Source organism: Microbacterium sp. NPDC057659, from assembly GCF_042799915.1.
Classification (GTDB): Bacteria; Actinomycetota; Actinomycetes; order Actinomycetales; family Microbacteriaceae; genus Microbacterium.
This window is the reverse complement of the sequence record NZ_JBHVHU010000002.1, coordinates 370,574-383,530: the sequence shown is the minus strand read 5'-3', so window position 1 is coordinate 383,530 and position 12,957 is coordinate 370,574. Positions and strand designations below refer to the sequence as shown.

General features: G+C 69.0%; 10 protein-coding genes. 3 read left to right on the top strand and 7 right to left on the bottom strand.

Annotated features, from left to right (window positions below):
* Nucleotides 1-27: 27 nt before the first annotated feature.
* Together ACFVAE_RS10425 and ACFVAE_RS10420 are read right to left on the bottom strand one after the other, a co-directional pair.
* On the bottom strand, nucleotides 28-1,347 hold the full coding sequence (locus ACFVAE_RS10425; protein WP_378891440.1) for an amidohydrolase family protein: 1,320 nt from the start codon (nucleotides 1,345-1,347) through the stop codon (nucleotides 28-30).
* Between the two features lie 54 nt (nucleotides 1,348-1,401).
* On the bottom strand, nucleotides 1,402-2,367 hold the full coding sequence (locus tag ACFVAE_RS10420; RefSeq protein ID WP_378891437.1) for a helix-turn-helix domain-containing protein: 966 nt from the start codon (nucleotides 2,365-2,367) through the stop codon (nucleotides 1,402-1,404).
* Nucleotides 2,368-2,508: 141 nt separating this feature from the next.
* On the opposite strand from ACFVAE_RS10420, the gene ACFVAE_RS10415 reads away from it, so the two are divergent.
* Together ACFVAE_RS10415 and ACFVAE_RS10410 are read left to right on the top strand one after the other, a co-directional pair.
* Nucleotides 2,509-6,285, top strand: a complete 3,777-nt coding sequence (locus tag ACFVAE_RS10415) for a S8 family serine peptidase (RefSeq protein WP_378891435.1) — start codon at nucleotides 2,509-2,511, stop codon at nucleotides 6,283-6,285.
* A gap of 483 nt (nucleotides 6,286-6,768) precedes the next feature.
* A complete protein-coding gene (locus ACFVAE_RS10410; RefSeq protein ID WP_236126218.1) occupies nucleotides 6,769-6,975 on the top strand; it encodes a cold-shock protein in 207 nt (68 codons plus the stop codon).
* Nucleotides 6,976-7,058: 83 nt separating this feature from the next.
* Here the strand turns inward: ACFVAE_RS10410 and ACFVAE_RS10405 are convergent, their stop codons facing one another.
* From ACFVAE_RS10405 to ACFVAE_RS10390, 4 genes are all read right to left on the bottom strand, one after another.
* Nucleotides 7,059-8,384, bottom strand: a complete 1,326-nt coding sequence (locus ACFVAE_RS10405; protein ID WP_378891432.1) for a hypothetical protein — start codon at nucleotides 8,382-8,384, stop codon at nucleotides 7,059-7,061.
* A 48-nt stretch (nucleotides 8,385-8,432) separates the two neighbouring features.
* Nucleotides 8,433-8,858, bottom strand: a complete 426-nt coding sequence (locus ACFVAE_RS10400; RefSeq protein WP_378891429.1) for a hypothetical protein — start codon at nucleotides 8,856-8,858, stop codon at nucleotides 8,433-8,435.
* Nucleotides 8,859-8,940: 82 nt separating this feature from the next.
* Nucleotides 8,941-9,603 (bottom strand): HAD hydrolase-like protein, encoded by a 663-nt coding sequence (locus ACFVAE_RS10395; protein WP_378891427.1) that lies wholly within the window; start codon nucleotides 9,601-9,603, stop codon nucleotides 8,941-8,943.
* A gap of 19 nt (nucleotides 9,604-9,622) precedes the next feature.
* Complete coding sequence (locus ACFVAE_RS10390; protein ID WP_378891425.1) at nucleotides 9,623-10,603, bottom strand: DUF389 domain-containing protein; 981 nt, start codon at nucleotides 10,601-10,603, stop codon at nucleotides 9,623-9,625.
* A 142-nt stretch (nucleotides 10,604-10,745) separates the two neighbouring features.
* Between ACFVAE_RS10390 and ACFVAE_RS10385 the strand changes: the two genes are divergently transcribed.
* Nucleotides 10,746-11,903 (top strand): AI-2E family transporter, encoded by a 1,158-nt coding sequence (locus ACFVAE_RS10385; RefSeq protein WP_378891422.1) that lies wholly within the window; start codon nucleotides 10,746-10,748, stop codon nucleotides 11,901-11,903.
* A 107-nt stretch (nucleotides 11,904-12,010) separates the two neighbouring features.
* Here the strand turns inward: ACFVAE_RS10385 and ACFVAE_RS10380 are convergent, their stop codons facing one another.
* Nucleotides 12,011-12,832, bottom strand: a complete 822-nt coding sequence (locus tag ACFVAE_RS10380) for a type IV toxin-antitoxin system AbiEi family antitoxin domain-containing protein (RefSeq protein WP_378891420.1) — start codon at nucleotides 12,830-12,832, stop codon at nucleotides 12,011-12,013.
* Nucleotides 12,833-12,957 lie beyond the last annotated feature (125 nt).

Below are 12,957 nucleotides of genomic sequence, written 5' to 3'. Positions count from 1 at the left end.
ACTCATCGGTGAATTCTGAGGCGGGGCTCAGAGCCCGTCGAGCAGCCGGTCGATCTCGGGGAACCGGGTCACGGTCGGCGTCTCGATCAGCTCGCCACGCGCGGCGACCATGATCGGCTCGTCGAAGGCGCGGAAGCCGTCCAGCGGGTTGCTCTCGAGCAGCACCAGATCGGCCGCCTTGCCCGTCTCGATCGACCCGGTGATGCCGTCGATCCCGAGCAGCCCCGCGTTGGTCTGCGTCGCCGCGTTCAGCGCGTGCGCGGGGGTCAGGCCGCCGTGCCGGGTGAGGAAGTCGATCTCGCGCCACGTGTTGTAGTGCGTGACGTAGGTGAGCGCCGAGTCGGTGCCCATCCCGATCGTGACATCGTTGGCGAGCGCGTCGGCGATGCCTTGCAGCATCTCGTCGAGAATCATCTCGGCGTTGGCCTTGACGATCTCGTTGACACCGGTGACGCTGCGGTCGAGCTTCACCAGCGGCAGGCAGGCCTGCAGCGTGGGGATCAGCGCGGAGCGGCCGTGCAGCGATCGCGGGTTGTCGTTGAACAGCGCGATGATCTCGTCGTTCATGCCCGCGCCGTGCTCGATCGTGTCGACGCCGGCCCGCAGGCAGGCGGCGATGCCCTCCGCGCTCTGCGCGTGCGCGGCGACCAGGATGCCGGCATTGTGCGCCTCCTCGCAGATCGCGAGCATCTCCTCCTCGGTCATCTGCGGCCGCCCGGCCTCGCCGATCGCCCTGGCATCCGTCACTCCGCCGGTCGCGGCGATCTTGATCGCCGTGACGCCCTTGCGCAGATTGATGCGCACGTTCTTGCGCGCCGTCCACGGGTCGTCGCTGATCAGGGCGATCTGCGGGGCGCCGTGACCGCCGCTGACCGCGAGCAGCGGACCCGAGGGGTACAGCCGCGGGCCGAGGTACTTCCCGGCCTCGATCGCGTTGCGGGCGCGGACCACCTCGTAGCGGGCGTCACCCAGGCTGCGGATGGTGGTCACGCCGCTGTTCAGCTGCGTGACGACGTTCTTCTTCGTGCGCGAGTCCAGCAGCGGCCGTCCGAGCGGGCCGTGCATGAACCACGCGACGGCCTGTTCCATCGCCTCGCTGGTCATGAACGCCGGCAGCGGCTTGCCGTCGGCGAAGAGATGCGCGTGCGCGTTGATCAGTCCGGGGGTGAGGAAGAGGCCTGCCGCATCGATCGACCGATGTCCCGCCGGCGCGGCGACCTCGGCACTCGGCCCGACGGCGGTGATGGTGCCCGCGCCGTCGACGACGACGGTGTGATCCGTCAGGAGCGTGCCCTCGCGATCCCCGGTGACGATGGTCGTGCCGACGATGGCGAACGGTGTGCTCATGACGGATGCTCCTTCAGGGACGAACCGGCGGGACGATGCGTGCTCCGACTCTACTCAGGCCCAGCCCAGGCGCACCGCGGCGGCGCCGAGCTGGATGCGGGTGCTCACGCCCGCCGATTCCATGAGCTCGGCGATGCGCCGCTGCACCGTGCGTGCCGAGACGCCGAGCTGATCGGCGATGGCCGGGTCGGTCATGCCCAGCAGCAGCATCGACAGCAGCTCACGGTCGATGCCGTGCTCGCGGGCGAGGGTGTTGGTGTCGTCATCGATCAGGTGGGTCGCCGCCTCCCAGCACCGCTCGAACATGCCGTTCACCAGGTCGAGCAGACCGCTCGGTCGCACGAGCAGGCCGCCGATCACGCCCTCATCCGCCTGCGAGAACATCGGCAGCAGCGCGAGCCGGCCGTCGGCGATGATCAGCCGTGTCGGAAGCCCGGACAGCACGCGGATCTCCTCGCCGTGTGAGACGACGGAGCGCGCGGCCTCGATGAAGCCCGGCCGAGCCACGACATCCGGCTCGACCAGCACGCGATACCGCACCCCGCGGGCGAGAGCCTCGGCCTCGGCCTCGTTCTCCTCGGCCGAGACGACGGCCACGTCGCTGAGGATGAATACGTCGATCCGGGCATCCGCCGAGCTCTGCACCTGGAACACGCGCTGACGCAGCGCATCGGCGCCCACGACCACGTCCACGACATCCGGCGCCACGCGGTGCGCCGCGCCCTCGCGGTACAGCTCGGCGAGCGACTCCAGCGTCTCCTGCGCCTGCGCGAGGCGGTGCTTCTGCTCATCCAGCCTCGGCCCGAGCGACAGGCCGGGAGGGGATGCCACGTAGCGGCCCGCATCGGCGGCTCGGCGCGCGACCAGCCCCTGCTCCTCGAGCGCGCCCAGCACCTGCAGCGCGCGCTCGCGCGTGAGACGCGCGGCCACAGCCACCTCGTCGACGGTCGCGGAAGGGACCCTCAGCAGTGCGCGGTACGCCGCGACCTGAAGCTCATCGAGACCGATCGGATCGAGCACAGCGCCTCCTCGAGCGTGCAGCCGCCGGAAGCTGGCGGATCGTCGTCATGGCGTCAGAACGCCACCCAACCAATGATGCCGCTGTGACAGGTTCTTGAGTGCATCCCCAGTGCAGATTCCCCAGCAAGGAAGGACCCAGGCATGTCCACCTCCCCCAGACAGCCACGGCGCGGGCGCAGAGCCCTCGTCGCCGGCGTCGGAACGATCGCCATCGGCGTCGCCGGTCTCGGCGTCGCCCCGGCTTTCGCCCAGCCGCCGGCGCAGCCGCCCGCCACCCAGCCGAACATCGATGCGGCAGACGGTGAGGAGCATGACATCACGCTCCTCACCGGTGACGTCGTGCACATCGCCGAGGCGGGCGGGATCACCACGGTCGACGTCGACACCGTGATCCCGGGCGCCGGCTGGCAGAAGATCCAGGCCGGCGACGACCTGCTTGTCGTGCCCGATGCCGCCATGCCGTTCCTGGCGGCCGACTCCATCGACCAGGACCTCTTCAACGTCACCAAGCTGATCGCCGACGGCTACGACGACGCCTCCGTCGACGCGATCCCGCTCATCGTCGAGCAGAATCCGAAGCAGCGCTCCGCTCCTGTTCCCGGACTGGAGCTCGGCAAGGCCCTGCCCAGCGTCAAGGGCTCCGCCGCCAGCACCGAGAAGGATGCGGCGGAGCAGACCTGGCAGGCGCTGACCACCTCGAAGGCCAGGGCGGCGAAGCCCGGTCAGCTCGCCGGCGGCATCACCAAGGTCCACCTCGACGGCAAGGTCGCCGCGACCCTCGACTCGAGCGTGCCGTGGATTGGCGCGCCCGAGGCCTGGGCGGCTGGCTTCGACGGCGACGGCGTCACCGTCGCCGTGCTCGACACCGGTGTCGACACCGCCCACCCCGACCTCAAGGACAAGGTCTCGGCGGACTCGAAGAGCTTCGTGCCCGGTGAGGCCTACACCGACGACGTGCAGGGGCACGGCACGCACGTCGTGTCGACCGTCGTCGGCACGGGTGCGGCATCCGACGGGAAGAACCGCGGCGTCGCCGACGGTGCCGACGTGCTGTTCGGCAAGGTGCTCGGCAACGACGGGTACGGCCAGGAGTCCTGGATCATCTCCGGCATGGAATGGGCGTCGCAGAACGCCCCGATCGTGTCGATGAGTCTCGGCACCCAGGAGCCCTCCGACGGCACCGACGTCATGTCGGAGGCGCTGAACAGCCTCACCGAGAAGAACGGCACGCTGTTCATCGTCGCCGCGGGCAACGCCTCGTCACCCGAGAGTGTCGGCTCTCCCGGCGCCGCAACCGGCGCACTGACCGTCGGCTCGGTCGACGACCCCTCCGGCGACCTGTCGTGGTTCTCCAGCCAGGGCCCGGTGTTCCGCTCGGGCGCGCTGAAGCCCGACATCGCCGGTCCCGGCAACAATGTCACCGCGGCCCGCTCGTCGATGAGCTCCGGCAGTGGCGACTACGTGACGATGAGCGGCACGTCGATGGCGACCCCGCACGTCGCGGGCGCCGCGGCGATCCTCAAGCAGCAGCACCCGGACTTCACCGGTGCGCAGCTGCGCACGCTGCTCACCAGCAGCACCCGTGAGGACGGCGCGCTGAGCTCGTACCAGATCGGCGCCGGCGTGCTGGATGTCGCCCGTGCGATCAAGACGGATGTCGTGGCGTCCGGCTCCGGCGACTTCGGCATGGTGCCGTGGGGCGGCGACGCGAAGCCGGTCCGGCGCTCCTTCGAGTACACCAACCGCGGCGACGCCGAGGTGACGGTCGCGCTGGACGCGAAGCTGGTCGACGCGACCGGCGATGGCGGCGGCCGTGACACCGGCGGAGTTCTGAAGCTCAGCGCCGACTCGCTGGTCGTGCCCGCGGGCGAGACCCGCTCGGTCACGATCGACGTCGACCCCGCCGAGGTGCCCGCGGGGGCACGGTTCACCGGCTACCTGATCGGGTCGATCGACGGCGAGGCGGTCACCCGCAGTGCGCTCGGCGTCTCGGTCGAGGCCGAGCGCTACGACCTGAAGGTCTCGGCCACCGGCCTGGACGGCACGCCGACCAGCACCTACGCGTGGATCACGAGCAGCTTCCCCGAGGAGATCGCCGGCGTGATCGCCGTCGACGGCGAGACGACGCTGCGGATGCCGGCCGGCCGCTACGGGATCATGTCGATGATGGACATCTTCCCGCAGCCGGACGCCCAGGGCGTTGCGCTCGTCGGCGACCCGGACGTGGTGCTGGACGGCACGAAGTCCGTCTCGCTCGATGCCCGCACAGCCGTCAAGGTCACCGCCGACGTGGGCGATGCCGATGCCGAGCCGACCTACCGGCGGATGGACTACACCGCCGACGGCATCGGCGGAACCGCCGTCGTGCCGATCTGGGCCGACGACATCTACGCCCAGCCGCAGAAGGTCGCCGACGCCGAGAGCTTCGGCTTCACTGCGCGCTGGCGCATGCAGCACCCGGCGCTCACGCTGTCGGTGGGCGGCACCAGGCTCGACGTGATCCCGCAGGCCGGTGCCGTGCCTTTCGACGGCCGGCTCAAGGCCAAAGGCGTCGACGTCGGCACGGGCACGGATGCCGGGTTCGCCGGCAAGTCGGTCAAGGGCTCGGTCGCGGTCGCGACGCTTTCGTCCGAGACGACGCCGGAAGAGGTCGCTGCGCGCGCCGCGAAAGCCGGGGCACGGATGCTGGTGCTGATCAACAGCGCCGACCAGGAGTACTTCACCTGGGTCGGTGAGACGGCGATCCCGGTGGCCGGCATCAGCGGCATCCAGGGTCGCGACCTGATCAAGAAGATCGCTCGCAACCAGCAGATTGTGGCGTCAGGGACGCCGCTGGCCGATGAGATCTGGGATATCGCGCGCTACGCCGACGGCGAGATCCCGCAGGATCTCACCGGATGGAAGCCGAAGCTCGCTCGGATCGACACCCGTTACTACGGCAAGAAGGGGCAGGATGCCGCTGAGGTGCGCGTCGACATGGTGCCCGGCACCACTCACGGCACCGGACCGGCCAACGCCGTGGAGCGCGGAACCGATCGCGTGGACTGGGTGAGCACCGAGAACATCCGGTGGTACCAGGACGCGTACGCCGCGGAGGGCCAGTGGAACGTGCGTGACATCGTGCGCTCGTACAAGCCGGGCCAGAAGGTCAGCACCTCCTACTTCGGACCGGTCGTCCGGCCGTACATCGGCAACGGGTACTGGGCGCCGCGGCGCCAGGACGACTCGCTGTCGATCAACATCCCCGCCCAGGCCGACGGGGCGAACCCCGACCGCACCGGGGCGCTCGACGGCGACGGCACCACCTACACGGGTGCGCTGTACGCCGACGGTCAGAAGGTGCGCGACGTCACGGGTCAGGCCCCGCCGTGGACCGATGTGCCCGCAGGCCAGCACCGGCTGCGGTACGAGATCAGCACCGGCCACGACGGCACCTGGCTGAGCACCAGCACGAAGGTCGACACCGCATGGGAGTTCGAGTCGGGCGGCGACCTGGGCGATGGCTTCCTGCCGATGCTGCAGGCCTACTACGGCCTCGACCTCGCTGCCGACGGCACCACGGGCGCGAACAGGAAGAAGGGCCAGTCCGTGCCGTTCACCCTGCAGCTCTCGCACCTCGACGGGGCGATCGGCAGCGCGCCGGTCAAGTCCGCGACGCTCGAGATGCGCCTGCCGGGCGGCGAGTGGAAGAAGGTCGACCTGAAGACCGAGTCCATCAGCAAGGACGGGCCGGGCAAGATGACCGGCATCTTCGCGAACGGGCACGTGTTCGTGGCATCCTTCTCGGCCCGGCTTCCGGTGCCGGATGCGGGCGGGTTCATCGACCTGCGTGTGACCGGTGTCGACGAAGCGGGGAACACGGTCTCGCAGCAGATCGAGAAGGCGGTCGAGGTCTCCGCGGCGCGCGGAGCCAAGTGATCCCCTGAGATACATCGAAGGCCGGGAGGCGTCTCTCCCGGCCTTCGTTGTGTCTGCGGTTGCGTCGGGCCCTCCCCCCGGCTTCTCCCCGCCTCCCGGATCCCCTCATCTCCCCAGAAGATGAATCTCGCTCCCCAGAAACGAGTGCGGGAATCCCTGACGTCCTGCTCCGCGCCCCAGTCCCCACTGGACCGCTCGGAAGGTCGTGCATCCATGATGCCACTTTTTTTCGGATTTTGTCCCCCTTTTGGGGGACAAATGTCCCCCAAAAGGGGGACAGAGGCTGTACGCTGTACCTGACGCACCCTCCGGTCGTCTTCGGCCCTCATCGCTCCCCCCGCGATGAGGGCCATCACTTTCTCCGGATGCAACGTTTTCGTCACCTTCGAAATGGGGATGTCCACCGCTCCCCTGTCTCGGCTAGCGTTGGCTCTACAGTCGGTGCAGCCCGCGTCGGCTTCGCAACAAGCAGAACGGCAGTACATGAGCACCCAGGGCACGGTCAAGTGGTTCAACTCGGAGAAGGGCTTCGGCTTCATCTCCCCTGATGAGGGTGGCGCCGACGTGTTCGCGCACTACTCCGCAATCGAGTCTTCCGGCTACCGCACTCTTGAGGAGAACCAGCGCGTCGAGTTCGACATCGCGCAGGGTCCCAAGGGCCTGCAGGCGGAGAACATCCGTCCCCTCTGAGGAGGAATCCTCCCAGACGGAACGAAGAACCCCGCCGGGCTGCTCGCGCAGCGCGGCGGGGTTCTTGTCTGTCCGGATGCCGGTCAGGCAGAGGCCTTCTCGCTCTTCCTGGCGGCACGACGGCTGTTCTCGGCGGCCACCTGCTCGACGGCCGCGGCGGCAGCCTCGGCCGCCTCCTCGGCGGCGCGCGCCGCGAGGAACAGGCCCTCACGGTTGAGGTGACGCGAGTAGCGGGCGTCGAGGTAGAGCACGGGCACGTCGCCGGCGGCACGGATCAGCTCAGGGTAGAGCTCGTCCTTGATGGGGCCGGAGCCACCGCCGTAGACGTACACGACCTCGGTGGACTCACCGGACTGGCTGAGCGTCTCGCTGAACGAGCGGCGGATCTGTTCGACGAGGTGCTTCACGTCGGGCTCGACCAGGACCACCGCGCGCTGGTGGCGGTTGCGCTGCAGCACCGACGGGGTCGACTGCAGGAAGTCGGCGAGCTGCTTGCGGCTGGTGAAGCGCAACTCCGCCTCGTCCTGACGGTCGAGGGCGTTCTCGAGGATCGTGCCGTAGCCCATGTCGAGCGTCGACGCGGCCTCGGCGTTGAAGCGGCCGTTGGTGAACACCGGGAAGTTCACGGTGCCCTCGCCCACATCGATGCCGATGGTGTTCTGCGCGGCGACCAGGTCGGCGCCGGTCACGCCGGGCAGCACGTCGACCTCGCGGGAGCGCAGGTCGGTGAGCAGCGCATCGGCGAGGGGCTCGCCCTTGTCGGAGATCGCGTACTGCGCCGAGGCGCCCTCGGCGACGACCTGCACGTCGACGAACTCGAGGCGGATGCTGACCGGGGTGTTGAAGTTCTTGATCGTGACCAGGTGCACGGCCGAGCCCTTCGAGCCGATGAACTCACCGGCGTAGCCGTAGCGACGCGCGACGAACTCGCTGATCGGCAGGGCGAGGCCGGTGCGCACCTTCACGCGCAGCTCGTGGTCGGGCAGCGCGTCGTGCTCGCGCACGTAGTCGCGCAGCGCCTTGGCGGCGTACACGCCCAGCACCAGAATCTTGCTGAGCTGCTGGTCGGCCTTGCTGGCGTGACCGTCGTGCACCTCGAACTCGCTGAACACCGAGCCGCGCACGCTGAGCGCGGAGCGGCCGAAGATGCGGCGGTCGCTGTCGGAGACCAGCGGCGACGAGAAGGATGCGTCGAGACGGTTGTAGAAGTCCTCCTCGGCGTCGTTCATGGTCTGAGCGGCCTCGGCGTCCTCGAGCGGCACCTTCGGCGACTGCCGCGGGGTGGCCACGATGGCGCTGGGCAGGTCGATGCGATCGCGCACACCGGTGTCGGTGTTCAGGATCATGCCCTTGACGTAGCCGTTGCCGACGTCGATGCCGCCGGTGAGGTTGATGATGTCCGAACTCATGGGGGAGACCTTTCGTTCCGAGTGTCGGGGAGAGATGGGGGAAGCGGGTTACAGACCGAGGAGATCGTCGATCGTGGCCGAGGCGGCCTCGGCCTTGGGAGCGGAGGTCTTGGCGACCTTCGCCGGCGGGGCACCGGGGCTCTCGGCCTTGACGCTCGCGGTTTTCGCCTCGGGCTTCGGGGCCTTGGCCTCGGCGGCCTTCGTCTCGGTCGTCGGAGCCGTCGTGACGGCCTTCGGCACCGCGGCAGGGGCCTCGACGTCGGCGGCGAACTCCTCCGCGACGTGCACCGGCTCGGCCGGCGGCCGCACGGGGCGGTTCGCGACGTCGACGTAGCCCTCGCGCGCGATGGCCTCGCGAATCAGCCGGCGGAACGAGTCGGATGCGGAGTACTGCAGGTCGAGCCACTCGATCACGCTGGTGTCGGCGACAGGGACGGTGATCTGCACCTTGCGAGTGGATGGCACTTCAGCCACTGCTGCTCCTTCGTCTCTGATCGCGCTCCGCATCGCTCGACAAACGTCGACACGCCCTAGATCACGGTACAGTACCCCGCTGTCAGGAGAGCAGTTCGCGGCTCAGATCCGCGGCACTCGAGACCCGCAGGATCGCGCCCTCGGCCTCATCCGGCTCGCCGAAGCCCCACTCTGCGAAGATCACCGGGATGCCGTAGTGCGCTGCGCCCTCGAGATCGTGCACCCGATCGCCGATCAGCACCGGCCGCGAGACATCGGCCCCCGCGGCCTGGAGCAGCGTCAGCGCGCGCCCGATCACCGTTGCCTTGTCCTCGTTGCCGCCGGTGCGCGGATCGGGCAGCGAGCCCGCCACGACGGTGAACAGATCCTTCAGCTCGTAGTGATCCAGGATCGCGATCACCTGGTTCTCGGGCTTCGAGCTGGCCGTGGACTGCGGGATGCCGGCATCCCGCACCGCGCGCAGCACCTCGGGCACACCCGGATAGATGGCGACGGATGCCGCGTATCCGTCGCGCGCCGCGAGCTCGCGATAGCGGGCGACCGCCTCCAGCGACTGGTCCACGGTCATGCCCGAGCGCTGGAACGACTCGTACATCGGCGGTCCGATCCAGCGCGCCAGCTCCTCAGGCGCCGGCGGCTGCATGCCGTACGAGGTGAAGACCTCGCGCAGGCGGGGCAGGATGCCGGCGGACGCGTCGGCGATCACGCCGTCGACATCCCAGAGGACGCAGGAGAATTCGGGCATGCGTCCACCCTATGGGCGGTCAGTCCGCGGGCTCGTCGCCGAGGTTCACCCGGTAGGCCGGCACGAACTCGATGTCGACATCGGCGGGGTCCACGCCGGCGTCGCGCAGGTCCTGCGCGAGCTGATCCGTGCTCGGCAGGGGCGGAGCTCCGGTGAGCGTCAGTTCGGCGCGGCCGCCACTGGTGGTGAGCGCATCGATCTGCAAGCCGCTGTGATCAGCCCAGGGCTCCGCCGCGGCCCGCACCTTCGACTCGAGTACGGAATCCGTGGTGAACCGCACCGAGGTGCTGGCCAGGGGGATGGCGATGATCACCAGGGACACGATGATCGAGATCAGCGCACGGTACGGGCGCGCCGGTGTCGCGGCGTCCTCTGCGGCGATACCCTCCCACTTCCCGCGCAGCGGCGCCAGAATGACGATGCCCGAGCCGAGGATCGCGGCGACGTTCGTGGCGAACAGCAGCAGCGCTCCCCCGGCCTCGTTCCAGGCCCCCGACTCCATCGTCAGACCGACCACGCACAGCGGCGGTACCAGCGAGATCGCGATCGCGACGCCGGGCAGCGTGTCGGAGATGTCCTTGCGGACCAGGGCGACCGCACCGACGACGCCGGTGGCCAGCGCGGCGAGCAGATCGATGAGATGCGGCGAGATGCGCCCGGCGACCTGGGAATCGGTCTGCGCGGTGATCGGCGACTGCACGAACAGGCCGACGAGATAGCCGATCGCGATCGCGCACAGCGCGCCGGTGATCACCAGGGCCCAGCAGCGGACGAGATTGCGACGGCTGCCGAGCACCGTCGCCAGGACGATCCCGAGAATGGGTGTCATCAGCGGCGCGACGATCATCGCGCCGATCACCGTGGCCGTCGAGTCGCCGACCACGCCGGCGCTCGCGATGATGCTCGCGAGCACGAGCAGCATCCAGAACCGGGAGTCGCGGTGCCTGGCATCCGGCCCTTCGAAGAACACGGAATCGCGCATGGCGGCGAGAGTGTTCACTGCCCCTCCTGCGGGTGACAGGAGGCGCCGTCCGCCTCCGGGTGGCGGAATCCTGACACCCGGAGTGCCGAGCGCGCAAGCAGGTCATCCCCGCCGGGCGAGTCCGGTGACGCCGGTCACCGCGCCGGGATACTGTGCCTGAGTGAGCAACAGCGAAGAGCGCGAGCAGGATCCGGCCGCCGCAGCGGTCGCCGAGAGCGACGCGCAGCGCTCGTCGACCTCGTCCCGCCCCCGTCGCGTCCTTCCCGCCGCTCCCCTCCGTTCCGGCTTCCTCGTCGCGATCGGCGTGCTGCTCGCGATCGCGCTCGCTCTGGTGTTCGTCTCGCTGTCGTCCGTGCTGATGTCGCTTTTCCTCGCGCTGTTCATCGCACTGGGCCTCGATCCGGCCGTGCGGCAGCTGCAGCGCACCGGTATGAAACGGCCCTGGGCGATCACGACCGTCGCCGTCGTGGTGCTCGCGCTCGCGGTGGTGATCGTTCTGGTGCTCGTCCCGAACATGGTGAAGCAGTTCGTGCACATCATCGAGACCGCGCCCGAGTGGTACGCCCATGCACAGACCACGGACTGGTTCCAGGACATCGAAGCCGCGCTGGGTGTCGACCTCGACGCGGTGATCGCGCAAGGTGTGGCCTCGGTGACGAGCCTCTCGTCGTTCCTGGCGATCTCGGGAGGCGTCCTCAAGGCGGCCGGCGGCATCGTCTCCGGTATCTCGAGCACCGTGCTCGTCGTCGTGCTGACGCTGTACTTCATCGCCTCGCTCGAGACGATGAAGAGGGCGCTGGCGACTCTGGTGCCGCAGTACCGGCGCAGGACCTTCTCCGATCTGACCGACCAGATCACCGCATCCGTCGGCGGATTCGTGGCGGGCGGCGTCACGCTCTCGGCGATCAACGCCGCCGTTGTGCTCGTCCTGCAGCTGGTGATCGGCTCGAACATCGCGCTGCTGCTGGCCATCGGCGCGTTCTTCATCACGCTGGTGCCGATGATCGGCTCGATGATCTTCCTCGTCGTGGGCACCGTCGCCGCCCTCTTCGTCGGACCGTGGCAGGCCCTGATCTTCCTGGTCGGCTACCTGGTGTACATCCAGATCGAGGCGTACTACGTGACCCCGCGCGTGATGGGCAAGGCCGTCGCGGTGCCCGGCATCCTCGTGATCATCGGCGCGATGACCGGCGCGGCCCTGATGGGACTGCTCGGCGCTCTGGTCGCCATCCCGATCACCGCGTCGGTGCTGATCATCATCCGTCAGGTGACGATCCCCGCGCAGGACGCGAAGACGATCGCGCCAGAAGCCGGCTAGGCGGGCTGGTCCCGGTTGCAGGGTCTAGTTCCGGATGCAGGGTGACAACCGCGGATCTGGCCTGCGAGCGCGATTCGGCCCTGCAGGTGGGATGCAGCGGCACCGGATCAGGCCGCAGCGCGCAGGAGGGCGGCCCGGATCGCGGCTTCGACGATGGGCCAGTTGTAGATGATCATGGCGTAGTCGAAGCGAAGAGTCTCGTAGCCGAGGCGTGAGGCGGCGGCGTCCCGGAGCAGGTCGTTGTGGCGCCGGGAGCCCGCGTGGTTCTCCTTGCCATCGGCCTCGAGGATGGTCCGACCGGCGATCACGAAGTCGACCCGTCCGACGCCGTCGATCTCGACCTGCGTCTGCACCGAGATGCCGATGAGGTGCAGGCGCAGCCGGACGAGCGACTCCAGTCCGCTTTCGGCGTCTTCGCGTGCGAAGTCGACGAGCCATCGAGCGGATGCCGGGAGTGCTGCGCGCACGGCCCTACGATCCGCCGCGGAGAGAAGCCGCTTGTTCCACGCGGATTCGAACGCTGCGAAGAAGAGTTCCTCTCCGTGGCAGTGGAAGGCGTGCACCAGTGCGCGCGGGAGCGGCGCGATGCCCAGCACCATCCGCCCCGGATGGTAGTGGCTGACGCAGCCGCACGGCTCATGCGCGTGCACGCGGCCGGTGGGTCCATGCCAGACGTGCACCTCGTCGTCATCCGACAGCGTCCACACACCATGCTGCTGCAGCGCTCGCGCGCAGGTGAGGGCTCCGCCATGCCGCGCCGCCGTCACGACATCTTCACAGGCACGAGGCACCGCGAAGACGCCCGACCGGAGACGCTGCACCGAGCCGGTTCTCACGGCGCGCGCGATCCGGTGTCGCGTGATGCCGAACGGCCGCAGCTGGGTTCCGCGGACGACGCCGCCGAGCCGGTCGATGATGTGCTCGATCATGCCGTCGAGCTTGTCCCGAAGCCGGCGGGCGCCGCACCGGAGAACGGACCCTTGTGGATGGATTCCGGAGATCCTCGATTATGGAGGAGGAGTGGTCCGGTTCCGTCTGCAGGGTCTAGTTCCGG

Coding starts and splice junctions, on each gene's coding strand:
- ACFVAE_RS10425 (WP_378891440.1), bottom strand. CDS start 1,347: ATGAGCACACCGTTCGCCATCGTCGGCACGACCATCGTCACCGGGGAT.
- ACFVAE_RS10415 (WP_378891435.1), top strand. CDS start 2,509: ATGTCCACCTCCCCCAGACAGCCACGGCGCGGGCGCAGAGCCCTCGTC.
- ACFVAE_RS10410 (WP_236126218.1), top strand. CDS start 6,769: ATGAGCACCCAGGGCACGGTCAAGTGGTTCAACTCGGAGAAGGGCTTC.
- ACFVAE_RS10405 (WP_378891432.1), bottom strand. CDS start 8,384: ATGAGTTCGGACATCATCAACCTCACCGGCGGCATCGACGTCGGCAAC.
- ACFVAE_RS10395 (WP_378891427.1), bottom strand. CDS start 9,603: ATGCCCGAATTCTCCTGCGTCCTCTGGGATGTCGACGGCGTGATCGCC.
- ACFVAE_RS10380 (WP_378891420.1), bottom strand. CDS start 12,832: ATGATCGAGCACATCATCGACCGGCTCGGCGGCGTCGTCCGCGGAACC.